Origin of the sequence: Pseudomonas sp. SJZ079 (assembly GCF_007993865.1) — a bacterium.
Classification (GTDB): Bacteria; Pseudomonadota; Gammaproteobacteria; order Pseudomonadales; family Pseudomonadaceae; genus Aquipseudomonas.
On sequence record NZ_VIUH01000013.1, the window covers coordinates 1 to 21,861 of the forward strand.

Here is a 21,861-nt window from a genome sequence, read left to right on the forward strand (position 1 = left end):
GCGCTGAAAGGCTTGAGTATCCATGGTGGGCAGACCTCACAAGCGGATGTCTGCCTTAAAGCTTAGTCCTTGCAACACAATTTTGGGACAGAGCCAATAATTACATGCGCGCCTTGTCTCTTTTGCAATTCCGCTGCCAGGTTTTCTTTCGCGAAGTCAGGCAGCTCGGTATTCCCGCCCATGTCATCTTTGGCATATTCGTTGAGCAGGAATACCAGTGCCTCCGCATGGGATGGATTGGATAGGTTGGCAATGCAGATATCTTCCATAATCTAACTCCGTGAGTTTCAATGTTGGCATTGTCGAGCAAGCAAGACCAAGGTGGGGCGGGGTTATCCGGTGGCCGACGAAAATGAATCGGTTTACTTTTCGATTGTGCTTTCAATGTATGGGCTTAAGTGCTGCTGGGCAGTCTTCTTCGCCACAATGAATACGCTTTTGTTTTTGCCCGGTTGCCATTGGTGATCAATCTCAAAGCCGACATCGGTCAACGCAGTTTCCAGCGCGCTTGTGGTGAATACCTTGACCGACGGCATTAAGCCTAAGAATTGTCCACTTGGCGCGATCACCTTGAAGAGCTTCATCGAGTCGCCAATGCACGCGGTGCTGGTGACGAAAATGCCGCCCGGTTTTAGCATGTTGTAAACCTTGGCGATGACCTCATTGCGGTTGTCCAATAGTTGATGGCGCAATGTCTTCGCCGAACATGATTCGATGCCCCTCTGGCGTAGCAACACCAAATTCACGTATGCCCCAAGGTTTATTGGATATGGCCTGGCAAATCTCGGCGCCGCGCTGCTGATAGTCACTATAGATCTCATCAATACCTTCGCAGTTCACATACGCAAAGTACGAATGGTCATGCGTATCGCGGGCCGGAAGTTCGTCGGGGCAGTGCCCCAACATGACATGGAAACGGTCAAGGCTAAGGAATGACCAGCCGTCCACACGGAATCGGACGGAAAACCCAAGCTTGTCGAGAAAATAGCTCTCGGTCTTCTCTAGATCATTGACAGCCAGAACATGCTGAGTTGACTTTACTTCAAACACTTATGACTCCCTTCACGAGTATGGATACTCATAACGATTAAGCTACAGGGCGGCTGAACACCGTCCCAGCGAGCGAAGTGAGCGACTTGAGCACTTGGCTCCCGTTGTGCGAACCACAGAGTGGCCAGGGCGGCAACGCCCAACACAGGCCGGATATACGAATGCAATCGCACTGACGACAGGGCAGAAAAAGCGTTACTCACCGCTTGCGGGGAGAGTCCATATACACATGTTAGCGGCGCTGAACTATGGGCGTAAAGAAACCTCCCAAATATTTTCAATGCCTTTGATATGATCATTAAGTCGATCTTTAACGTGCTCAGGTGACCATGCAGCCGCTCTCTCTAGACCAAAACATTGTTCCTTGGTTGCCGATATTTCTGAGTCATTTATGTATAGCGAGTACTTGCCAGATAATGGGTCTTTTTTGAATCGGGTGACTTCGTTTTGAAATTTTTCAGGAATATCTTTGCATTGGCACAAGAGTTTCCAGGTGGGGTCTTTAAGTGCTTTGCGTGTTACCCATAACCGCCAAAGCAACTCAGATGCAAGAACCTCTTGTGGTGAGGCGCTTGGTGCAAAGCAGTTGAAAAATGCAAATTCTGGTTCTTGAAGAGCCAGTGCGTATGCGCAGACCTCGCTATCCATTTGTATTTTAAATAGCTTCCCTGCTTTCCAGCGCATATCCACGGTTTCCTGTAAGGGCCGGTAACGCCTGAGTTAAGCCGACTTGCGTAGCGGAGCCAACAACATGGCAAGCTTTTCCTGCCATGTTGTTGGTGGAGCGAAGCAAGTTCGGCTTGAATGCTGTAATGGACTCTCCTTGCACCACACTTGCCGATACCGAGTCGTTCGGGTGATCGCTGGGAGAGTCGCTATGCACAAGCGTATTGCAGTTGATTTGGCCAAGTCCGTTTACCAGGTTGCCGAGAGTGTCCGTGTCGGTCAGGTGAGTCAGCGCCGGCGGCTGAATCGTGAGGCGTTCCGGCGATATATACAGGAGCAGGGCGAGCCGGTCGAGTGGGTCATGGAAGCGTGCGGCACGGCGCATTACTGGGGCCGGGTGGCGCAGGCGCTGGGCCATCGGGTGATCTTGCTGCATCCGCGCTATGTGCGGCCCTACCGGCGGCGCAACAAGACCGACCGCAACGACTGCGACGCCATCCTCGAAGCGGCGCGTTGTCAGGGCATTCATCCGGTGCCGGTGAAGAGCTCCGCGCAGCAACAGGTGCAACAACTGCATGGCCTGCGCGAAACCTGGAAGAAAAGCCGCATCCAACGCATCAACCTGTTGCGCGGCATCCTGCGCGAAGCCGGTATCGAAGCCCCGGTGACGACAGCCGCGTTCTTGCGTCAGGCCACCGAACTGGTCGAGCATCCCGAACTGGCCCGCCTGAGTGGCCTGCTGCATATCGTTCTGTCCGAGATAAACCTCTACGAACAATGCATGAGCGAATGCGAGCAGCAACTCAAACGCTGGCATGCCGACGACGAGGTCGTGCGCAAGCTGGACGAAGTCAGCGGCATTGGCGTGTTGACGGCCAGTGCCTTCAAGGCCGTCGTAGGCCAACCCGAGCGCTTTGCCAACGGCCGGCAACTGAGTGCCTGGCTGGGCATGACCCCGCGCGAATTTAGTAGCGGCAACAGCCGCAAACTGGGACATATCAGCCGGCAGGGCAACGTCTACCTGCGTACCTTGTTGATCCATGGCGCCCGCGCCGCCTTATTGGCGGCCCAACGTTGCCAGGCCAACACGCCCGAACGGATGACCGCGCTACAGCGCTGGGCCACGCAAACGGTGGCGCGCATCGGTCACAACAAGGCGGCGGTGGCCTTGGCCAACAAACTGGTGCGGATCTGCTGGGCGGTGTGGTGCCATGAGCGGCGCTTCAGCGGCAACTGGCAAAGCATCGCGCCCGCGTAGCGGGCAGGGTAAGCAGAAAGTAGTTTTTACGTGGTTGTGGTGAGACCAAGAGCACTGTCGGAACAGGCGAGTCCTGCGACGGAGCAAGGCCGATAACAAGTTTGATCCTAGTGATCGATTGAACGCTTGGCCCCCGTTGCGCGAACTACAGAGTGGCCAGGGCGGCAACGCCCAGCACAGGCCGGATATACGAATGCAACCGCACTGACGACAGAGCAGAAAAAGCGTTACTCACCGCTTGCGGGGAGAGTCCATATACACTAGTTAGGGTTTACTAAAACTAGTTTATGCCAGTCAGAGTTTTCACAAGGCCATGGTAGGTGAGCTTGTGCCTCGTGTGGAATGCAACTGTAGTATTTGGTTTTGTCTGTAGTGTAAAAAATTTTTATTGATATTTTGTAGGGAGGACTTGAATTTTCCACGCTTTCTTTGTGGTTGATCGGAATGGCCTTAAATTCGATATTTAATAAGTCATTTATTCCTTTAGGCGTGCTGGCTCTAAAAAAATATACAGCCGAGTTAGGCGTGCAGTCGCCGTGAGTTAAAAATGCTCCCTTGAATAATTTTTCTTTTGTGCGTGCGAGTAATATTTCACAGGCTTCTTTTGGTGTGTATTTAGTGTTGATTATTGCTTCTGCTTCGGCGTTATGCTTTTCATGGTTCCCGGTAAATAGTATTTTGTTACTTTCATTGGTTCGGCTGTTCATGAGCCCTGAATTTGTAGATGTTGACAGTGCGCGCAATACATTTTCTACATAGGTGGAAGCTTTGTGCTGGTCAATTATTTCATTTGGGAGCGGGATGTTGAATAGCTTATAAATTAATACAATTGCAATTGATGAGATTATCAATGTATCTAGTATTTTCATGTCATCCCTAACTATTAATAGACACCAAATGGTGTGATAACACTTGCCCGCTCTGGTGGATAACCTTCCTTGTCATCCTGGCAGTCCCGCTCTAGCAAGCGGGTTACGCGCGGATGGTGGGGTGTTCGGGGTGTTATGCACCAAGCTGGGCAAGTCCTTTTGCCGGCTTGGCCGGCTGATGGCCAGACGCTATTGGATTGCGCCGTTGCTGTCCACCGAAACGACAAGGCCCACCGAAGTGGGCCTTGTCGTAGCGCTACAGGACGTCCGGGTGGTGCTCAGCGCCAGTGCAGGATCGGCCAGCCGGCTTGCTCGGCATGCTCGCGCAGCACGCTGTCGGGGTTGACGGCGTGGGGTTTGCTGACTTTTTGCAGCAGCGCCAGGTCGTTGCGTGAGTCGGAGTAGAAGTAGGCGCCATCCAGGCTTTCGTTGTGCTGTTGCAGCCACTCCAGCAGGCGGCTGACTTTGCCTTCGCGGTAGGTCAGCACCCCCTGGGTGCGACCGCTGTAGCCACCGTGTTGTTGCTCCAGTTCGATCGCCAGCACGTGTTCGACGCCGAGGCGCTGGGCGATCGGCGCGACCAGATGCACCCCGGAGGCGGAGATGATCAGCACCCGGTTGCCGATGGCGCGATGCTGCGCCATGCAGGTGCAGGCGTCGCTGTGGATCAGCGGTTCGATGACGTTTTCGACGAAGGGCTCGACCACGTGGGCGACTTCTTCCACGCTGCGCCCGACCAGGGGCGAGAGGCTGAAGGCCATGTAGTCTTCCATGGCCAGCTTGCCTGCGGCGTAGAGCGCCATCAGTTCGCGGTCGCGCTGTAGAAAACTGTCTGCGTCGACCCAGCCGAGCCGGGCCATTTCCTGGCTCCACAGGCTGGCGCAGTCGCCGTCGATCAGGGTGTCGTCCAGATCAAAAATTGCCAGGGCCATCACGCCACCTCACAGATTGCGTTGGCCTCTATTTTAAGCCCGATGCGCTGGCCCTTGGTATGCAGGTCGGCGGCCGAGCGATTGAGCACATCGACCAGCAGCTCGACCCCGCGCGCCTCGACGCGGTAGCGGATGACGTTGCCGAGCAGGCTGTGGCTGCGAATCTGTGCCTCGATGCTGCCCTGCGGGTCGAACTGGATGGCTTCCGGGCGGATGGCGATGCGCTTGCCGATCGGTCGGTCGAACAGACGGCTGGCGGTCTCGGCGTCGAGCAGGTTGTAGTTGCCGATAAAGCCGGCGGCGAAGGCGTCCACCGGCGCGGTGTAGAGGGTTTCCGCATCGCCGCTCTGGACGATCTGCCCGGCGTTCATCAGGAAGATGCGGTCGGACAGCACCAGCGCCTCCTCCTGATCGTGGGTGACGAAGATGGTGGTCAGGCCCAGTTCCTGCTGGATCTGCCTGATCTGTTCGCGCAGGTGCTTGCGAATCCGCGCGTCCAGCGCCGACAGCGGCTCATCCAGCAGCAGCAGGCGCGGGCGGGTGACCAGCGAGCGGGCCAGGGCCACGCGCTGGCATTGGCCGCCGGACAGTTGCTGCGGGTAGCGCTCGGCGAACTCGTTCAGCTCGACCAGCGCCAGCACCTCCTTGACCCGCTGACGGCTTTCCTCGGCGGCGACTTTCTGCATGCGCAGGCCAAAGGCGACGTTCTGCTGCACGGTCATATTGGGGAACAGTGCGTAGCTCTGGAACACCATGCCGATGCCGCGCTTCTGCGGCGCGACCGGCACCAGGTCCTCGCCGTCGAGGAGGATCTGCCCGCTGTTGACCGGCGTCAGCCCGGCGATGCAGCGCAACAGGGTGGACTTGCCACAGCCGGACGGGCCGAGCAGGGTGACGAACTCGCCTTGGGCGATCTCGCAGTGGATGTCGCTGAAAATCTGCGTGGAGCCGAAGCTCTTGTGCAGGCCTTGGATGGCAAGAAAACTCATGACTTGTCCTTGTTCAGGTGGTTCGCGGCCCAGGTCAGGATCAATACGAAGAGGAAATAGGAGATCACCAGGGCGCTGGTGAAGTGACCACTGCTGTTGCGCATGTTGTTCAGGTACACCTGCAGGGTTTCGTAGCGGGTGCCGACCAGCAGGTTGGCGAACACGAACTCGCCGAACAGGAAGCTGAACGAGAGGAACAGCGAGACCATCAAGCCCTTGCGCAGGTTCGGCAGTACCACCAGAAAGGCCGCCTTCCAGGTACTGGCGCCGAGCATGTGGGCGGCGTCCATCAGGTCGGGCAGGTTGATCGCCTGCAGGTTGTTGGTGATCGCCCGGTACATGAACGGCAGCGCCACGGTGAAGTAGCAACCGATCAGAATCCACGGGGTGCCGGTCATGGCCAGCGGGCCGGAGGAATACAGCTGCAACAGGCCGACCGAGGAGACCACCGGCGGCACGGCGAACGGCAGCAGGATGAGAATGTTCATCAGCCCGTCGAGCTTGGGGAAGTGGTAATGCACGACGAACAGCAACGGCAGGATCAGCACGGCCGACAGCAGCAGGGCGCCGACACAGATCAGCAGCGAGTGGCCGAAGGCAGCGAGAAAGCGCGGGTCGCCCCACAGCTCGACGTACCACTTGAAGGTCATGCCGCTCGGCAGAATGGTCGCCGACCAGTCGGTGGACAGCGAGTAGAGCAGGGTGCCGAACAAGGGCAGCAGCAGGATGAAGAACAGGGTGTAGACCATCAGCCGGTGATAGAGGCCGACGGCGGAGAGTTCAGCGCGTGACATGGTAGCTCCTGCGCAATAGCCATTGATGCACCACGGTGACCAGGGTCATCAGCCCGACCAGGATCATCGCCAGGGCACTGGCCATATTCGGGTCGAGGAAGATGTCGCCGGCGACCAGCGAGGCGATGCGGATCGGCAGCACGTTGAAGTTGCCGGTGGTCAGCGCGTAGACCGTGGCATAGGCGCCCAGGGCGTTGGCCAGCAGAATCACGAAGGTGCCGAGCAGCGCCGGGGTCAGCACCGGCAGGCCGATATGCCGCCAGAACTGCCAGTTGCTGGCGCCGAGCAGCGCCGCGGATTCGCGCCAGTCGCTGCGCAGGGCGTCGAACGCCGGATACAACAGCAGCACACCGAGGGGAATCTGGAAGTAGGTGTAGAGGATGATCAGCCCGGTTTTCGAGTAGAGGTTGAAGTCTTCGATGATGCCCATCTGCTTGAGCAGGATGGTCAGCGCACCGTTGAAGCCGAGCAGGATGATGAAGGCGAACGCCAGCGGCACCCCGGAGAAGTTGCTGGTCATGTTGGAGAAGGCCATGACGAAGTCGCGCAGCTTGGAGTCGACCTGGCGCAGCGAGTAGCTGCCGAGCACGGCGATGACGATGCCGAGCAGGCTCGACCAGAAACTGATCTGCAGGCTGTGCTTGATCGCTTGGCGGTAGAACGGCGAGCCAAACACCTCCGTGAAGTTGCCCAGCCCCCAGCCATCGGCGGCGTTCAGGCTGTTGCTCGCCACCCACACCAGCGGCGCGATCTGGAAAACCGCGAAGAACAGGGCGAAGGGCAGCAGGCACAGCAGCGCCAGCCATTTGCCGCGCAATGCGCTGCGCAGACGCTGCAGCAGGCCTTGGTCTTGCTGGCGAGCCCGCGCGGGCAGCTGCGGCGCCACAGCGGCTGCCGGCGTTGCAGGGGGGGAGGGGCGTTCAAGACTGGCGCTCACTTCAGCAGCTCCCGGCACAGGGGTTTGTCGTGGGCCACACCGAGCAGCTCGCACACGGTGCCGCACAGTTCGGTCTGCTTGGGCTGGGCCTGGGGATCCAGGCTGAAGGCGCTGCCGAGCACCAGCAGCGGCACTTCGCGTTCTTCCGGCAGCAAGCCGTTGTGCGAACGGTCGGCGTTCATGCCGTGGTCGGCGGTGACCAGAATCTGGTAGCCGGCATCCAGCCAGGTCTGGATGTATTCGGCCAGCAGCACGTCGGCCATGCGCGCGCTGTTGCGGTATTGCGGGCTGTCGAGGCCGAACTTGTGGCCGGCGTCGTCGATATTCATCGGGTGCACCAGGAGGAAGTCCGGCGCCTGTTGCTGGCGCAGGCTGTCGGCATCGGCGAACAGGTGCGAATCCGGGTAATGGTCGGCGTAATAGAAGTGGCCGTACTGGATCGGTAGCGCTGCGTCGGCGGTGTGGCGGTCGCGGGCGGCCTGGAAAGGCGCGCGGTTATACAGCTCGCTGACCCAGTGATAGGCCGCCGCGGCGGTCTTCAGGCCGGCGTCGCGGGCGTAGTGAAAGATGCTGCGTTGATTGGACAGGCGCACCACGTCGTTGTGCACGATGCCACTGTCGATCGGGGTAACGCCGGTGAGGATGCATTCGTAGAGCGGGCGGGACAGCGCCGGCAGCTCGCAGTCGAGCTTGTACAGGGCGGCGCGTCCGGCCCTGCAGTAAGCCTGCAAGTGGCCCAGCGCATGCTGGGCCACCTGGTAACTCAGGCCGTCGAGTAGCACCAGGATGACGTTGTGTTTCATAGGCGTGGTTATCCCCAAACTCAGGTATTAAGCAACGGTTCTGGGGACGCCCGTTGAACGGCGTCCCCAGCTCCGTAGCCCGGATGCAATCCGGGAAGGCTTATCAAGTCTCCCGTACGGCATCCGGCTGCTCCGGTGTGCCGGCGTTATTGCATATGGATGATGACGTGCTCCTGCCACATGCGCGGCAGTGCCTTGGAGGTCGCTTCCCAGGCGGCCGCGTCCTTGATCGGCTGAACCTTGGCGTACTGCTCCTGCGGCAGCAGCTTGGCTTGCACCTCGGCCGGCAGGGTCAGGTGCTCGGCGCGGATCGGCCGGGCATTGCCTTTGGCCAGGTTGATCTGCCCGGCGTCGCTGAGGATGTACTCGCGGGCCAGCTTGGCGGCGTTGGGGTTCTTGGCGAACTTGTTGATGATGGTGGTGTAGCCGGAGATCACCGAGCCGTCGGACGGGATCAGCACTTCGAAGCGGCTGGGGTCGATCTGGTCGCGGTAGCTCAGGCCGTTGAAGTCCCATACCACGCCGACTTCCACTTCACCTTTTTCCAGGGTCTGGATGGTCGGGTTGGCCAGCGACAGACGGCCTTGCTTGGCCAGCTCGCCGAACAGTTCCAGGCCGGGCTTGATGTTGCTCTCGTTGCCGCCCATGGCGATGGACGCGGCGAGCACGCCATTCACCGCTTGCGCCGCGGTGCTGACGTCGCCAGCGGCGACTTTGTAGCTGCCGGTTTTCAGGTCGGCCCAGCTCTTCGGCACATCCTTGACCAGCTGCTTGTTGACGATGAAGGCGATGGAGCCGGTGTAGGCGAGCATCCAGTGGCCGTCCTGATCCTTGGCCCAGTCCGGAATCTGCGCCCAGGTGCTCGGCTTGTACGGCTGGGTCACGCCTTGCTGCACGGCAATCGGTCCGAATGCCGCGCCGACGTCGCCGATGTCGGCGCTGGCGTTGTCTTTCTCGGCGGCGAACTTGGCGATTTCCTGCGCCGAGCTCATGTCAGTGTCCATGTGCTTGAGGTTGTACAACTTGGCCAGATCGACCCAGGTGTCCTTCCAGTTGGCCCAACTGTCCGGCATGCCCACGCTATTCACCGCGCCTTCGGCCCTGGCGGCCTGTTCCAGCGCTTTGAGGTCGGTCTCGTTGGCCATGGCCGAAGTCGCCAGAGCGATGGTCGAGCCCAGTAGTGAAGCCAGCAGCAACTGTTTCATTCGAAACTCCTTTGCATTGAAAAGGTGTTGGTCTAGATCAGCAAGAACCCGGTCAATCTAGGCGCTACAGATGACATTTTTATGTCGTCACCCACCTGGTGCTGCTTTTCGAGCCGTGGCAAGCGGGTGCACATCTAGCGTAGACCATGCGTATGTGGTTGTTTTCGGCTGGGCTGGCGGCGCATCAGCTGGGCGTTTCGTCGCTTGGCGAGGTGTCTTGTCATCTACCAGTCATCTAGGCTGCTTAAGATTGCAATGAACTGCGGCATGGGCCGCGCCCGTTCGGAGTTGGATGGGTTTGGACTAGTCCAGTAGAGGATTGTCGATGCGCGATACAGCGCCACGAGCGGTAACCGCGATTTGCCGAGCCCTGGAAGAGCAGATCGAGCATGGCTTGCTGGCCTCCGGCAGCCAGCTGCCGGCCGAGCGCAAGCTCAGCGAAGTGTTCGCTACCACCCGGATTACCCTGCGCGAGGCGCTCAGCCAGCTGGAAGCGCAGGGGCTGATCTATCGCGAAGAGCGCCGTGGCTGGTTCGTCTCGCCGGCGCGGGTGGCCTACAACCCGCTGGTGCGCACGCATTTCCATGCGATGGTGGCGGAGCAGGGGCGGGTGCCGGCAACCGAAGTGTTGAGTGCGCGGCTGATGCCGGCCACTGCGGAAATCTGCCAGCTATTGGGCTTGCCGGGGCTGTCCAGCGTGTACCAGATCCGCCGTGCCCGGCGTATCGACGGGCGCTTGGTGCTGTATGTCGAACATTACCTCAACCCGACGTATTTCCCCGGCGTACTGGACTTCGACCTGACCCTCTCGCTGACCGATCTGTATGCCAGCGAATACGACATTCATTACGGCCGGGTGCGTTTCGACATGGTACCGACCGCCCTGCACACGGAAGCGGCGGCAGCCTTGAAGGTGGCGGCGGGCAGCCCGGCGCTGCGCATCGTGCGGGTCAACCGCGATCAGCATGGCCGGCTGATCGACTGCGACCTGGAGTTCTGGCGTCACGATGCACTGCATGTGAGCGTCGAGGTGCCGGAGTAGCGGCTGTCCATTGGCTTGTGGCTAGCCGAGGATTACCGCGGCCCCGTAGGCTGGGTTAGCCGCGCAGCGGCGTAACCCAGCACCCTTGAAAGCGCCTCTCACCCTGCCTATGGCAGCTCGGGGCTGGCGTAAAAGGCGGTCAGCACCTTGACCAGGTGAGCCAGGTCGTGGCTGCCGGCCAGTTCGCGGATCGAGTGCATGGCGAAGGTCGGCAGGCCGATGTCGACGGTGCGTACGCCGAGTTGGCTGGCGGTGATCGGGCCGATGGTCGAGCCACAGGCCATGTCGCTGCGCACCACGAAGCTCTGCACCGGCACTTCATTCTCCAGGCACAGGTGGCGGAAGAAGCCGGCGCTTTCGCTGTTGGTGGCGTAGCGCTGGTTGCTGTTGATCTTGATCACCGGACCGGCGTTGATCTTCGGGCCGTGGTTTTCATCGTGCTTGTCGGCGTAGTTGGGGTGCACGGCGTGGGCGTTGTCGGCCGACACCAGCAGCGAGTGCTGGATGCAGCGGACAAAGTCATCGCCATCCGGTAGCACGCGGCGCAGCACCTGTTCGAGCATCGGCCCGTCGGCGCCACAGGCCGAGCTGGAGCCGACTTCCTCATGGTCGTTGCACACCAGCACGCAGCTTTCCGCGTCGGGTGCGGCGAGCAGCGCTTGCAGGCCGGCATAGCAGGACAGCAGGTTGTCCAGGCGCGCGCCGGCGATGAAGTCGTTACTCAGGCCGATCACGGCAGCAGACTGGGTGTCGTAGAAACTCAGTTCGTAGTCGAGCACCGCATCGGCGTTGAGGCCGTGCTCACTGGCCAACTGGTTGGCCAGCAGGGCACGGAAGTCGGCTTTCTCCGCGCCGGCGAGCTGGGCGAGAATCGGCGGCAGCTCGTTTTGCGGGTTGATCGCCCAGCCCTGGTTGGCCTCGCGGTTGAGGTGGATGGCCAGGTTGGGGATCACCGCGATCGGGTTCTGGAAGTCGATCAGCTGGCTTTCGACCTTGCCGTCACGGCGAAAGGTCACGCGCCCGGCCAGCGACAGGTCGCGGTCGAACCAGGGCGCGAGCAGGGCGCCGCCGTAGACTTCCACGCCGAGCTGGAAAAAGTCCTGACGTTGCAGTTCCGGTTGCGGCTTGACGCGCAGGCAGGGGCTGTCGGTGTGGGCGCCGACCAGGCGGATGCCGGCTTCGATGGGCGGGCGCTTGCCCAGCTGGAAGGCGATGATTGCCGAGTCGTTGCGGGTGACGTAATAGCGGCCGCCGGCTTCGGTGTGCCAGGGCGCGCGCTCATCCAGACGCTGATAACCGGCCGCTTCCAGGCGTTGGGCCAGGCTGGCGGTGGCATGGAAGGGGGTGGGTGAGGCCTTGAGGAAATCGATCAGGCCTTGGTTCAGTTCGTCGCGCATGGGGCACTCCTGGCAGCAATGCGCGGAGTTTATCGGATTTGCCCGGTGTATAGGGGTGGGCCGACCGAGTGAATCAGGCCGGAATGCTGACCAGACTCAGCAGGTGCCCGTCGACTGCGGCGAACTGGCCGTCCAGCTCGCAGCCCGCCGGCCAGTCGCCAGTCAGGTCAATCAGCAGGCGCAGGCGTGCGCTGTCGCCTTCAGTGTGGCTCAGCAGTTCGGCGTCCTGGAAATAGAAGCGCCGTAACACCAGAGGGTAGAGCGCCTTGAACAGACTTTCCTTGAGCGAGAAGGTCAGGCTGACCCGCCAGGCGCGCTGCTCGGCGGGCAACGCCTGCAACCTGAGCAGTTCGTTCGGGGTGAGGATTTCTGCCGCCAGGCGCTCGGCGCGGCTGGCGGGCAGCGGTTGCTCGACATCCAGGCCGAGGCCGCGCCAGTCGCTGCGTTGCGCCACCACGGCGGCGGCCCAACCCTTGCCATGGGTAATCGAGCCGACCAGGCCGTTCGGCCATTGCGGCGCGCGGTCGCTGCCGATCGTCGGCACGTCGGCCACGCCGGTCAAACGACGCAACGCCTCGCGCGCGCACAGGCGTCCGGCGAGGTATTCGCTCTGCCGTTTGGCCACGCCGGGTACTGGTGCGATGGCGCAGCGGCTGAAATCCTCGCCGCCCAGCAGCGCGGGATCGAAAGCTGCGCTGACCAGCTGTACGCCGGTGAGCGTCTGCGGCAACGGCCAACGATGGTTCAGGGCAGGGCAGCAGGGGGGCAGGTAGAGGTCGGTCATCCGCGCATTCTGCCGTGCGCCGCCCACGTCGGCCAGTCGCGTGCGCAGTTACATTTCTTTGCACAGCTGCAACAAAGCTAAACGGATAGTCGGGCGGGATTTTGTCAGACTGGCCGCTGTGTTCCTCCGGGGACGCAGGTGAGGTTGTTGTCGGGGCCTGTGTGAGCCGGTTCTGACGTTTTCTCTAGATTGAGTACGGGAGCCCGATTGGGCTCCCGTTTTTTTTGGTGGGTTTGCACTGCAGGGCCCCAACCTGGGGTGTCAGCGTCTCGCAAGCATTGCGGGACTGGGCCTGGCCGCTGGCCGGCACGTCTTGTGTTAGCATCGTTTTTCGCGCCCCTTGCAATAACCAATAAGTAAGACGGGAGGCGAAATGACCCGTTTGCCGTGCCTCGTATGGGCGGACCTGCGCAGCAACACCCTCGAACCCAGCCCCGTGGGTGAGTTGGATGCGCAGTTCAGTCTCCAGCACGTCGTGGAGATGGCGAGCATCTCTGCGCGCATCGAGCAGACAGCGCCCTTGTTGTCATGCTTCGAATACGACTACCCAAGCCTGCCTGCACTTAAGGCGCTGCGTGCCACCAAGCAGGCCTACCCTTACCTGCCTATCCTGATGCTTACCCTCCATCACTCGGAGGCGCTAGCCGTGTGGGCGTTTCGTGCGCGGGTTTGGGACTTTCTGGTAAAACCGGTGTCGGTCGAGGCGCTTAGCGCGCGCATCCAGTCTCTGGTAGCGGTCTTGCCATCGGCCCCAGCGTCTGGGCGAGAAATCGCCATGCCCGCGCCGCTCATTCCCTTGGAGGCCCGCGTCGGCGGCCCCGGCTCTGCCGAACGGCCGACTCAAGCCGCGCTGTCCTATGTGCAGTGTCACTATGGCGAAGTGCTGCGGTTGCAGGATGTCGCCCGCTGCTGCCGCATGAGCCTCTACGAATTCAGTCGCCGCTTTAAGCATGCCCACGGCCTGACGTTTCGCGAGTACCTCTGCCAATACCGGCTAGAACGCTCCTTGGAGATGCTGTCCAATCCCCATGCCAGCATCCTCGAGATTGCTTGCGCCGTTGGTTTTCGCAATGCCTCCCATTTCACCCGGCTGTTTCATCAGCGAATCGGGGTCACCCCCTCCCAATATCGCTCGAACCCCAGCACGCGGCACTCCTTCAAATAGTAAAACGCATAGTGCCCTGCAAAAGCAGCACAGCGGGCCGCTTTCATCGCCGTCATAATTCCTTGTGGCGTTGGTAGTCGCTCACTGCATAAGTGAAGTGTCAACTGCGCCATGCCAACGAACAGGGGAGTGAGTGTTGCGAGGAGTTGCGAGTAGCAAGGAACGAGCGCAAACGCTGGGGCGTTGCAATGAGGAACGATGTAAACGTCGTTCCCCCTTCTCGAAAAGGAGGTAAGCCATGTTTGCTCATTGGTTAAAAATCTACTCAGTTCCGGTGGCAATCAGCCTGGTCGGTGCGGGGCTCTATGCGGGCCCGGCAAGCGCGGGTATTTGTGAATTGGCTGACGGCAATCGCGATACCGGCTGGGCACTCACCTTCGATGACGCCCAGGTGAGCAACTGCGTATTTACCGGCAATGCCGGGACGGGCCGCAACAAAGGCACCCTTAGCCTGACGTTGAATATCGCCAATGCCGAGCCCATCGACATCGGCTTCGTTCAGGAAGTCGCGGCCGCCGAGGACAGCTTCGGTCTGCGTATCACCTGGAATCTGATCCTCAACAATAACTTCCAGTTGTTACGGGGCATCAGGGGCCGAGCTTTCGACAACACCGAAAAACTCGACGACGACGAAAACGAGTTCGTCGCGGACGAGCACCCCGGCTTCGCGCATTTTCACAACGATGGCACCTTCAACCCAGGCCCATTCGTAGGAGCCGAGGACTGTGATTGCGAGTCCGACCGTGACTTCAAAATCAAGGCCGAGGATGGCATGTTCGCGGCTGGCGGGACGGGCATGGTCACGGGTATCGGTGTCCACCAGATCGAGGAACAGGGACGCGTGCGGAGTTTCTCGGTCAGCGTCAAGCCACTGCCCGAGAATGATTAGCCAGTAGAGGTCAGCAGGAAGGCTAGATCCGCTGGCGTACGAGCGCCGCAAGAGCGCTCCGCAGAGGAGTAGGTCGAGCGGCGCGCTAAGTCCCGTAGTGCTGCTGAGCACGCAGCCTGCGGGATTCTTGTTGGTCGATCATCACGCCAGCTTCATCAGCAGCATCCCGGCGAGAATCATGGCGCAGGCGAGCAGCCGAATCGGCGGCATGCTTTCCTTGAGCCACAGGCTACCGATCAACAGGGCGAACAACACGCTGGATTCGCGCAAGGCCGACACCAGCGCTACCGGGGCCTGGGTCATGGCCCAGATGACGATGCTGTAGGCCGCCAGCGACAGGCCGCCGCCGAGCAGGCCGCTGCGCCAGTGTGGGCCGAGTTGGCGTAGCACTTGCGGACCGCGCCTTGCGATCAGCGTGCTGGCCATCACCAGCCCGCTCATGCTGAACAGCCACATCGAGTAGGACAGGGCGTCGCCGTTGCCCCGTGCACCAACGGCATCGGAGAGGGTATAGCCGGCGATAAAGGTCGCCGTCATCAGGGCGCTGAACAGCAGCGGGGCATTGAACGGGGCGGCACGGTGGCCGCTGCGCAGGGCCATCAGCCAGATGCCTGCGACCAGTGTCAGCAGGCCGAGCCATTGGCCCTTGGGCAGGCTGTCGGAGAGCAGCAGCACGGACAGCAGGGCAACCATCAGCGGCGAGCTACCGCGTGAAATCGGATAAACCTGGCCCAGGTCACCGTACTGGTAAGCTCGCGATAGAAAGGTGTTGTAGCCGATATGCAGCAGCGCCGAGAGCACTATCCAGGGCCAGGCTTCGGCAGCGGGAAAGGCCACGAAGGGCAAGGTGCAGAGGGCCACGGCGCCGGCGGCCATCTGCATCAGGGCGGCGCTGAGAAAACGGTCGAGGCCGATCTTCAACAGGGCGTTCCAGCTGGCATGCAGGGCTGCGGCGGCCATGACGGCGAGAAAGACTGAGGTCTCCAAGCGGTTTCTTCCTTGTCCCGGCGGCGAGCTATGGCGGGTATAGCAGCGGTGGAATACTGCCACATCCTCTGTACGCGTTGGCAGCGAGTCAGTCGGTTGAGGCCGGCAGCGAACCACGCGCCAATCCGCTGATCGCACAGTTTCGCGTACCGCCAGGCCAGTGCCTAGCTGGGTCGTAACAGCCTGAACCGATTCGCATGTTAGGCTTGCCCGGCGGGCCACCCGGGCCGGTTTTGCGAGTCTTTTCGATGTCTAACTCCGAAGTCAGTGCGCACCTGCAGCGCGGTACTGCCGCCTATCGACGTGCCACCCTGGCGCTGTTCTGCGCCGGATTTGCCACCTTCGCCTTGCTCTATTGCGTGCAGCCGTTATTGCCCTTGTTGGCGGCGCACTTCGCGGTGTCGGCCGCCGCCAGCAGTCTGGCCTTGTCGCTGACCACCCTGAGCCTGGCGCTGTGCCTGCTGGTGTCCGGGGCACTGGCCGAGAGCTGGGGGCGCAAGCCGGTGATGGTCGCGGCGCTGGGTCTGGCCAGTGTGCTGGGCATCGCCTGCACGCTGGTCGAGACCTGGGATTACCTGTTGCTGTTGCGCGCCTTGCTCGGCCTGGCCCTGAGCGGCTTGCCGGCGCTGGCCATGGCCTACGTCGGCGAGGAGTTCGATCCCGCGGCGTTGCCGGCCGCCATGGGCCTGTATATCGGCGGCACGGCCTTGGGTGGCCTGCTCGGCCGCTTGCTCGCCGGCCTGCTCAGTGACCTCGGTGGCTGGCCCTGGGCGTTGGGCGGTGTAGCCGGGCTGGGTCTGCTGGCCCTGGGGCTGTTCGTCTGGCTGTTACCGCCCTCGCGCCACTTTCGCGCGCAACCACTGTCGCTGCGCGGCCTGCTGGGCAACTTCGCCATGCACCTGCGCAGTCCCGCGCTGCGGGGGTTGTTCTGGCTGGCCTTCCTGTTGATGGGCGGCTTCGTCGCACTGTTTAACTATGTGGGTTTTCGCCTGGCTGCGGCGCCGTTCAACCTGTCGTCGACGGTTATCGGCCTGTTGTTCAGCGTGTATCTGTTGGGGATCTTGAGTGCAGGTTGGGCCGGGCGGCTGGTGCCACGCTTTGGCGCGCGGCAGGTGATGCAGAGCGCTATCGGCATCATGTTGCTCGGTGTAGCGCTGTGTGCCACGCCCTGGTTGAGTGTGGTGATCGCAGGGTTGGCGCTGTTTACCCTGGGCTTTTTCGCCGCCCATGCGGTGGCCAGCGGGCAGGTCGGTCAGCGCGCGCAGAGCGCCAAGGCGCAGGCTTCGGCCTTGTATTTGTGTGCCTATTACCTGGGCTCCAGTCTGGTCGGCTATGCCGCGGGTTATGTCTGGGAACACGCCGGCTGGTTGCCACTGCTGGCGGTGTTGAGCGCGTTGTTCGTGCTAGCCGGCTGGCGGGCTAGAACGCTGTAGGTGTTGCCACGGCGAATCCGGCTTGAGCGGCGCCTCAGCTTTCCTGGGCGCGATAGGCGCCAGGGGTCAGCCCGGTCCACTTCTTGAACGCGCGGTGGAAGGCCGAAGGCTCGGAGAAGCCGAGCTGTTCGGCGATGTCCTGGGTCGACAGCTCGTCGCGCCCTAGCAGGTAGATCGCCAGATCGCGGCGCAATTGATCCTTCAATTCCTGAAAGCTCGAGCCCTCCTCGCGCAGATGCCGGCGCAGGGTCTGCGGGCTCATATGCAGGTGCTGGGCGACCGCTTCCAGGTCCGGCCGGCTGCTGCAATCGCGGCCGAGCAGGCGACGAATCTGGCTGATCAGGCTGTCGCCACCGTCCGGGCGCGCCAGCAGGTCGGCGGGGGAGTGCTGCAGGAACTGCTTGAGCGTGCGCTCATCCTGCAGCAGCGGCATGCTCAGGTAACGGGCATGGAACAAGAGGCTGGTGCTGCCGGCCGCAAAGCGCCGCGGGCAGGGGAACAGCAGCCCGTACTCGGCGCTGTGCGCCGGCTCGGCATAGCTGAAGGTGGCTTCTTCCAGGCGGATGCGTTGGCCGATCAGCCAGCTGCCGAGGCGATGCCAGATCACCAGCAGGCTTTCGACCAGGAAGTGGTCGGGGTCCAGCAGGCTCGATTCGTCCACGCTCAAGCGCGCCCAATCGCCTTCGCGGCTGAGGCTGATGGTCGGCGCCTCGGCGAACAGGCTGTAGAACAGCGCGCCACGGCCCAGGGCCTTCTCCAGGCTGCGACAGTGGATGATCGCGTGGCACATCATGGCGAAGGTGCCGCGCCTGCTGGCCGTGCGGCCAAAACCCAGGTACTCGTCATCGAGACGTTCCCACAACAACTGCAACAGGCGGGCGAATTGCTCGGGGGCCACCCGTGCGCGGGGTTCATCGAGCAGCGCCGGCTGGATGTTCAGCTGACGCAGCAGCGGCAGGCAATCGTGGCCATGGCGTTCGGCGCCCCGCAAGGCGGCGCGGACGAAATGGCTGGCGATGGTGCGTTCGCGCATGGCTGACTCCTGTTCGGTGTGCCGATGGTAGGCAGGTGCGGCGGATCAGGACAAGTCGCCTGTAGGCGCGAGCGAATGGGTCAATCGAGTCTGAGCGCTTGGGTCATTGAGGGGGCGTGGCGCCGGCGCCTACCCTGCGCAACGACTTGATCAGTAGGGGCCACCGCCATGCAGCGCATCCACTTCGACACCGAACACCGCATGTTTCGCGAGTCCTTCCGGGCTTTTCTGCAGAAGGAAGTGTTGCCGCATCAGGACGCCTGGGAGGAGGCCGGGGTGGTCAGTCGCGAGGCCTGGCTGAAGGCCGGCGAGATGGGTTTTCTGCTGCCTTGGGCGGACGAGGAATACGGCGGCGCCGGGCTCAAGGACTTCCGCTACGAGCAGATCATGGCCGAGGAATTGGCCTACATCAACGAGGCCGGCTTCATGCTGCCGTTGCACTCGGCGCTGTGCGGCCCTTACATCGCCGAGTACGGCAACGCCGAGCAGAAGGCGCGCCTGCTGCCGGGGATCATTCGCGGCGAACTGATACTCGCGGTGGCGATGACCGAGCCGAGCGCCGGCTCCGACCTCGCCGGCATGCGCACCACCGCGGTGGACAAGGGCGACCACTATGAGCTGAACGGCTCCAAGGTGTTTATCTCCAACGGCCTGCTGGCCGATGTGGTGATAGTCGCGGCGAAGACCGACCCGGCCAACAAGCACGCCATGGGCCTGTTCCTGGTCGAGCGCGGCATGCCCGGTTTCGAGCGCGGCGCACCGCTGAAAAAACTCGGCATGAAAAGCCAGGACACCGCCGAGCTGTTCTTCAATAACGTCAAGGTGCCCAAGGCCAATCTGTTGGGCGATGCCAAGGGCGGCTTCTTCTACTTGATGAACATGCTCGCTCAGGAACGCCTGACCAACGCCTGCGGTGCGGTGGCCGGCGCCGAGGCGGCGTTGCAGACCACCATCGACTACGTGACCCAGCGCAAGGCCTTCGATCGACCGATTTCGCACTTCCAGAACACCCGCTTCAAGCTGGCCGAGATGCGCACCCAGGTCGACGTGGCCCAGGTCTTCGTCGACCGCTGCGTGATGGATCACAATCAGCAAAAGCTGACCCCGGAAGTGGCCGCCGAAGCCAAGCTGTTCACCACCGAATTGCTTGGCAAGGTGGTCGACGAGGGCGTGCAGCTGCACGGCGGCTGGGGCTACATGTGGGAGTATCCGATCTGCAAGATGTACGCGAACGCGCGCATTCAGCGCATCTTCGCCGGCACCTCGGAAATCATGAAGGAGATCATCAGTCGCGGCATGAAGCTCTGAGCGTGGCACTGAACCGGTAGGTCGCGACGCGGATCGCCGACGACCTGGAACAGACTCGTCAGCGACTCAATGCCCAGCTGCCAGCGCATGAGCGGATCAGTGATTTCGTGCTGGTGCACGAGGCCTGGACGGTGGATAACGGCTGCATGACCCCCGACCATGAAGACTCGCCGCAATGTGCTGGAGGCGCGCTTCGCCGATTAGCTGGCCAGGTTGGATGCCGCTCAGCCGCTGCACTGGCAATAACGCGGCGTGTTTCGTAGCCCGGATGCAATCCGGGAATGTCTGTAGATTCGTCCCGGATTGCATCCGGGCTACCGGGGTCCTCTCCTGACAGCATTTATCCGGCCGAGTCATGCATGAATAGAGAGCTTGCCGGGTTTCGCTTTGCTTTACGCCGCCTACAACAAGGAACTGCCATGAACGGTCCGCTGTCTTCGCTGAAGATTCTCGATTTTTCCACCTTGCTGCCGGGGCCCTTCGCCTCGCTGTTGCTGGCCGACATGGGTGCCGAGGTGCTGCGGGTCGAGTCGCCGAGTCGCATGGATCTGGTTCGCGTGCTGCCGCCGCACGATGGCAGCGTCTCGGCCAGCCACGCCTACCTCAACCGCAACAAGCGCTGCATCGCCCTGGACCTGAAACAGCCCGAGGCGGTGGCCATGGTCAAGCAGCTGGTGGCGGAATACGACATCGTCCTGGAGCAGTTCCGCCCCGGGGTGATGGACAAGCTCGGCGTCGGCTATGCGGCGCTCAAGGCGATCAACCCCAGGCTGATCTATGTGTCGATCACCGGCTACGGCCAGACCGGGCCGTACAAGGACCGCGCCGGGCACGACATCAACTACCTGGCCCTGGCCGGCATCGCCAGTTATACCGGGCGTCGCGACAGTGGACCGCTGCCCTTGGGCGTGCAGCTGGCGGACATCGCCGGGGGATCGCTGCACGGGGTGATGGGCCTGCTGGCGGCAGTGATCCAGCGCCAGGTGACCGGGGAGGGGCAGCAGGTCGATGTGAGCATGACCGACTGCGCCTTCAGCCTGCACGGCATGGCCGGCGCCGGTTACCTGGCCGCCGGGGTCGAGCCGCAGATGCAGAACCAGGTGCTCAACGGTGGCAGTTTCTACGACTACTACCGCACCCGCGACGGGCGCTGGTTTTCGGTCGGCAGTCTGGAGCCGCAGTTCATGCAACAGTTCTGCACGGCGCTCGGGCGCCCGGAGTTGGCCGCGCGCGGCTTGTCGCCCAAGCCGGAGGAACAACAGGCGCTCAAGCGTGAGATCGCGATCGAATTCGAGAAGCGCGATTTCGCCGAGTGGAGCCAGGTGTTTGCGGGACTGGATGCCTGTGTCGAGCCCATGCTGAACCTGTCCGAGGCAGTCGAGCATCCGCAACTCAAGGCCCGCCAGCTGGTGACGCAGGTGCCGCGTGACGGCAATACCGCGCAAGCGCAGATCGCCTGCCCGATCAAGTTCTCCAGTGGTCTGCCAGAGCCGCGTCACATCGGGGCGGCACTGGGTGCGCATACCGAGGAGGTGCTGCGCGAGCTGGGTTATTCAGCCGAACGGATCGCCGAGTTGAAGGCCGCCAAGGTGGTGGCCTGAGTCGGCGGGGCGACACGGGCTCGTTGATCGGAATGGAAAAAGCGCAGGGTCTGCTGGGTTTCATGGGGTGCATCCATGCACCTCACCCTGCGGGCAGCTAAAGCTGTGCAGAACTACGTCCTGCCGTTCTGTCGCTGCGCTCTACGTCAGCCTAGCTGCGGCCTGTGTCGCCGGTAGGCGAGGCAGGTTAGTGGTTGTAGCCGTAGCGCTTGGCAATCAGGTGGTCGATGGCCAGGACCCCCGGTCCTTTGGCGGCGAGCAGTAGCAGCACGGCGGCCCACACCCCGTGGGTCGGATAGGCGCCGGGGTAGACGAACAGCTGGATCACCAGGGTCATGCCGAGCAAGGCCAGGGCCGAGAAGCGCGTGGCCAGCCCCAGCAAAATCAGGACCGGGAAGAAGTGCTCGCCGAACGCGGCCAGGGAGGCGGCCAGCTCGGGCGGCAGCAGCGGCACTTTATATTCTTCGGTGAACAGCGGCACGGCGGAGCCGGACAGCGACGGAATGCCGAGCTCGACAGTGCCCTCGACAATGTCGATGGCCAGTCCTTGAATCTTGGTCTGGCCCGACTTCCAGAACACTGCGGCGATCGAGAAGCGACCGATAAAGGCGATCAGGCTGTAGGGGATGAGCCGGCACAGGTCGATGGCGCGAGCGATCAAGCGCACCGGCGCGGCTGCATCTGCTAATCGGACGGACTGGGTCATGCGGATTTCCTTG

23 protein-coding genes are annotated in these 21,861 nt (G+C 61.8%); 7 read left to right on the top strand and 16 right to left on the bottom strand.

The window, feature by feature from the left end; all coding sequences use genetic code 11:
* Positions 1-62: 62 nt before the first annotated feature.
* The 4 genes from FBY03_RS13080 to FBY03_RS13095 all read right to left on the bottom strand — a co-directional run bounded on the left by FBY03_RS13080 (position 63) and on the right by FBY03_RS13095 (position 1,734).
* Positions 63-269 carry a hypothetical protein gene (locus FBY03_RS13080; RefSeq protein ID WP_147172813.1) on the bottom strand — a complete coding sequence of 69 codons (207 nt, stop codon included), beginning with the start codon at positions 267-269 and terminating at the stop codon, positions 63-65.
* Between the two features lie 93 nt (positions 270-362).
* Complete coding sequence (locus FBY03_RS13085; RefSeq protein ID WP_147172814.1) at positions 363-692, bottom strand: hypothetical protein; 330 nt, start codon at positions 690-692, stop codon at positions 363-365.
* On the bottom strand, positions 661-1,050 hold the full coding sequence (locus tag FBY03_RS13090) for a VOC family protein (RefSeq protein WP_147172815.1): 390 nt from the start codon (positions 1,048-1,050) through the stop codon (positions 661-663). The genes FBY03_RS13085 and FBY03_RS13090 overlap by 32 nt, the downstream gene beginning before the upstream one ends.
* Positions 1,051-1,296: 246 nt before the next feature.
* Positions 1,297-1,734, bottom strand: coding sequence for a hypothetical protein (locus FBY03_RS13095; RefSeq protein ID WP_147172816.1), 438 nt, complete (start codon positions 1,732-1,734; stop codon positions 1,297-1,299).
* Positions 1,735-1,927: 193 nt separating this feature from the next.
* On the opposite strand from FBY03_RS13095, the gene FBY03_RS13100 reads away from it, so the two are divergent.
* Positions 1,928-2,974 (top strand): IS110 family transposase, encoded by a 1,047-nt coding sequence (locus FBY03_RS13100; RefSeq protein ID WP_147172817.1) that lies wholly within the window; start codon positions 1,928-1,930, stop codon positions 2,972-2,974.
* Positions 2,975-3,234: 260 nt separating this feature from the next.
* On the opposite strand, the gene FBY03_RS13105 is transcribed toward FBY03_RS13100, so the two are convergent.
* From FBY03_RS13105 to FBY03_RS13135, 7 genes are all read right to left on the bottom strand, one after another.
* Complete coding sequence (locus tag FBY03_RS13105) at positions 3,235-3,843, bottom strand: hypothetical protein (RefSeq protein WP_147172818.1); 609 nt, start codon at positions 3,841-3,843, stop codon at positions 3,235-3,237.
* 278 nt (positions 3,844-4,121) lie between these two features.
* Complete coding sequence (locus FBY03_RS13110) at positions 4,122-4,775, bottom strand: HAD family phosphatase (protein ID WP_147172819.1); 654 nt, start codon at positions 4,773-4,775, stop codon at positions 4,122-4,124.
* Positions 4,775-5,764 (bottom strand): ABC transporter ATP-binding protein, encoded by a 990-nt coding sequence (locus FBY03_RS13115; RefSeq protein ID WP_147172820.1) that lies wholly within the window; start codon positions 5,762-5,764, stop codon positions 4,775-4,777. The genes FBY03_RS13110 and FBY03_RS13115 overlap by 1 nt, the downstream gene beginning before the upstream one ends.
* Entirely contained in the window at positions 5,761-6,558 is a 798-nt protein-coding gene (locus FBY03_RS13120) for an ABC transporter permease (RefSeq protein ID WP_147172821.1), read from the bottom strand. The genes FBY03_RS13115 and FBY03_RS13120 overlap by 4 nt, the downstream gene beginning before the upstream one ends.
* Positions 6,545-7,375, bottom strand: a complete 831-nt coding sequence (locus FBY03_RS13125; RefSeq protein ID WP_371920779.1) for an ABC transporter permease — start codon at positions 7,373-7,375, stop codon at positions 6,545-6,547. The genes FBY03_RS13120 and FBY03_RS13125 overlap by 14 nt, the downstream gene beginning before the upstream one ends.
* 116 nt (positions 7,376-7,491) lie before the next feature.
* Positions 7,492-8,298, bottom strand: coding sequence for an alkaline phosphatase family protein (locus FBY03_RS13130; protein WP_147172822.1), 807 nt, complete (start codon positions 8,296-8,298; stop codon positions 7,492-7,494).
* Between the two features lie 146 nt (positions 8,299-8,444).
* Entirely contained in the window at positions 8,445-9,503 is a 1,059-nt protein-coding gene (locus FBY03_RS13135; RefSeq protein WP_147172823.1) for an ABC transporter substrate-binding protein, read from the bottom strand.
* A gap of 325 nt (positions 9,504-9,828) precedes the next feature.
* Here FBY03_RS13135 and FBY03_RS13140 point away from each other — a divergent pair, with 325 nt between their 5' ends.
* On the top strand, positions 9,829-10,545 hold the full coding sequence (locus tag FBY03_RS13140) for a UTRA domain-containing protein (protein WP_147172824.1): 717 nt from the start codon (positions 9,829-9,831) through the stop codon (positions 10,543-10,545).
* 107 nt (positions 10,546-10,652) lie between these two features.
* On the opposite strand, the gene FBY03_RS13145 is transcribed toward FBY03_RS13140, so the two are convergent.
* Both FBY03_RS13145 and FBY03_RS13150 read right to left on the bottom strand, forming a co-directional pair.
* On the bottom strand, positions 10,653-11,942 hold the full coding sequence (locus tag FBY03_RS13145) for a M18 family aminopeptidase (RefSeq protein ID WP_147172825.1): 1,290 nt from the start codon (positions 11,940-11,942) through the stop codon (positions 10,653-10,655).
* Between the two features lie 73 nt (positions 11,943-12,015).
* Positions 12,016-12,726 carry a 4'-phosphopantetheinyl transferase gene (locus tag FBY03_RS13150; protein ID WP_147172826.1) on the bottom strand — a complete coding sequence of 237 codons (711 nt, stop codon included), beginning with the start codon at positions 12,724-12,726 and terminating at the stop codon, positions 12,016-12,018.
* A gap of 373 nt (positions 12,727-13,099) precedes the next feature.
* Between FBY03_RS13150 and FBY03_RS13155 the strand changes: the two genes are divergently transcribed.
* Positions 13,100-13,891 carry an AraC family transcriptional regulator gene (locus FBY03_RS13155; RefSeq protein ID WP_147172827.1) on the top strand — a complete coding sequence of 264 codons (792 nt, stop codon included), beginning with the start codon at positions 13,100-13,102 and terminating at the stop codon, positions 13,889-13,891.
* A gap of 238 nt (positions 13,892-14,129) precedes the next feature.
* The gene (locus FBY03_RS13160) at positions 14,130-14,780 is read left to right on the top strand and encodes a hypothetical protein (RefSeq protein WP_147172828.1); all 651 of its coding nucleotides are present in this window, start codon (positions 14,130-14,132) and stop codon (positions 14,778-14,780) included.
* 141 nt (positions 14,781-14,921) lie between these two features.
* Here FBY03_RS13160 and FBY03_RS13165 read toward each other — a convergent pair whose 3' ends face one another.
* Entirely contained in the window at positions 14,922-15,767 is an 846-nt protein-coding gene (locus FBY03_RS13165) for a DMT family transporter (protein WP_147172829.1), read from the bottom strand.
* A gap of 248 nt (positions 15,768-16,015) precedes the next feature.
* On the opposite strand from FBY03_RS13165, the gene FBY03_RS13170 reads away from it, so the two are divergent.
* On the top strand, positions 16,016-17,200 hold the full coding sequence (locus FBY03_RS13170) for an MFS transporter (RefSeq protein ID WP_147172830.1): 1,185 nt from the start codon (positions 16,016-16,018) through the stop codon (positions 17,198-17,200).
* Positions 17,201-17,234: 34 nt separating this feature from the next.
* On the opposite strand, the gene FBY03_RS13175 is transcribed toward FBY03_RS13170, so the two are convergent.
* Positions 17,235-18,233: an AraC family transcriptional regulator gene (locus tag FBY03_RS13175; RefSeq protein ID WP_147172831.1), complete on the bottom strand. Its 999-nt coding sequence runs from the start codon at positions 18,231-18,233 to the stop codon at positions 17,235-17,237.
* A gap of 168 nt (positions 18,234-18,401) precedes the next feature.
* Between FBY03_RS13175 and FBY03_RS13180 the strand changes: the two genes are divergently transcribed.
* Together FBY03_RS13180 and FBY03_RS13185 are read left to right on the top strand one after the other, a co-directional pair.
* Positions 18,402-19,541, top strand: coding sequence for an acyl-CoA dehydrogenase family protein (locus FBY03_RS13180; RefSeq protein ID WP_147172832.1), 1,140 nt, complete (start codon positions 18,402-18,404; stop codon positions 19,539-19,541).
* A 419-nt stretch (positions 19,542-19,960) separates the two neighbouring features.
* On the top strand, positions 19,961-21,142 hold the full coding sequence (locus FBY03_RS13185; RefSeq protein WP_147172833.1) for a CaiB/BaiF CoA-transferase family protein: 1,182 nt from the start codon (positions 19,961-19,963) through the stop codon (positions 21,140-21,142).
* 187 nt (positions 21,143-21,329) lie between these two features.
* Here the strand turns inward: FBY03_RS13185 and FBY03_RS13190 are convergent, their stop codons facing one another.
* A complete protein-coding gene (locus tag FBY03_RS13190; RefSeq protein WP_147172834.1) occupies positions 21,330-21,848 on the bottom strand; it encodes a DoxX family protein in 519 nt (172 codons plus the stop codon).
* Between the last annotated feature and the right edge of the window lie 13 nt (positions 21,849-21,861).

Bases quoted from the DNA above. Each gene is read 5' to 3' on its own strand.
- FBY03_RS13080 (WP_147172813.1), bottom strand. From the start codon at position 269: ATGGAAGATATCTGCATTGCCAACCTATCCAATCCATCCCATGCGGAG.
- FBY03_RS13095 (WP_147172816.1), bottom strand. From the start codon at position 1,734: ATGCGCTGGAAAGCAGGGAAGCTATTTAAAATACAAATGGATAGCGAG.
- FBY03_RS13100 (WP_147172817.1), top strand. From the start codon at position 1,928: ATGCACAAGCGTATTGCAGTTGATTTGGCCAAGTCCGTTTACCAGGTT.
- FBY03_RS13105 (WP_147172818.1), bottom strand. From the start codon at position 3,843: ATGAAAATACTAGATACATTGATAATCTCATCAATTGCAATTGTATTA.
- FBY03_RS13110 (WP_147172819.1), bottom strand. From the start codon at position 4,775: ATGGCCCTGGCAATTTTTGATCTGGACGACACCCTGATCGACGGCGAC.
- FBY03_RS13115 (WP_147172820.1), bottom strand. From the start codon at position 5,764: ATGAGTTTTCTTGCCATCCAAGGCCTGCACAAGAGCTTCGGCTCCACG.
- FBY03_RS13120 (WP_147172821.1), bottom strand. From the start codon at position 6,558: ATGTCACGCGCTGAACTCTCCGCCGTCGGCCTCTATCACCGGCTGATG.
- FBY03_RS13130 (WP_147172822.1), bottom strand. From the start codon at position 8,298: ATGAAACACAACGTCATCCTGGTGCTACTCGACGGCCTGAGTTACCAG.
- FBY03_RS13135 (WP_147172823.1), bottom strand. From the start codon at position 9,503: ATGAAACAGTTGCTGCTGGCTTCACTACTGGGCTCGACCATCGCTCTG.
- FBY03_RS13140 (WP_147172824.1), top strand. From the start codon at position 9,829: ATGCGCGATACAGCGCCACGAGCGGTAACCGCGATTTGCCGAGCCCTG.
- FBY03_RS13145 (WP_147172825.1), bottom strand. From the start codon at position 11,942: ATGCGCGACGAACTGAACCAAGGCCTGATCGATTTCCTCAAGGCCTCA.
- FBY03_RS13150 (WP_147172826.1), bottom strand. From the start codon at position 12,726: ATGACCGACCTCTACCTGCCCCCCTGCTGCCCTGCCCTGAACCATCGT.
- FBY03_RS13155 (WP_147172827.1), top strand. From the start codon at position 13,100: ATGACCCGTTTGCCGTGCCTCGTATGGGCGGACCTGCGCAGCAACACC.
- FBY03_RS13160 (WP_147172828.1), top strand. From the start codon at position 14,130: ATGTTTGCTCATTGGTTAAAAATCTACTCAGTTCCGGTGGCAATCAGC.
- FBY03_RS13170 (WP_147172830.1), top strand. From the start codon at position 16,016: ATGTCTAACTCCGAAGTCAGTGCGCACCTGCAGCGCGGTACTGCCGCC.
- FBY03_RS13175 (WP_147172831.1), bottom strand. From the start codon at position 18,233: ATGCGCGAACGCACCATCGCCAGCCATTTCGTCCGCGCCGCCTTGCGG.
- FBY03_RS13180 (WP_147172832.1), top strand. From the start codon at position 18,402: ATGCAGCGCATCCACTTCGACACCGAACACCGCATGTTTCGCGAGTCC.
- FBY03_RS13185 (WP_147172833.1), top strand. From the start codon at position 19,961: ATGAACGGTCCGCTGTCTTCGCTGAAGATTCTCGATTTTTCCACCTTG.
- FBY03_RS13190 (WP_147172834.1), bottom strand. From the start codon at position 21,848: ATGACCCAGTCCGTCCGATTAGCAGATGCAGCCGCGCCGGTGCGCTTG.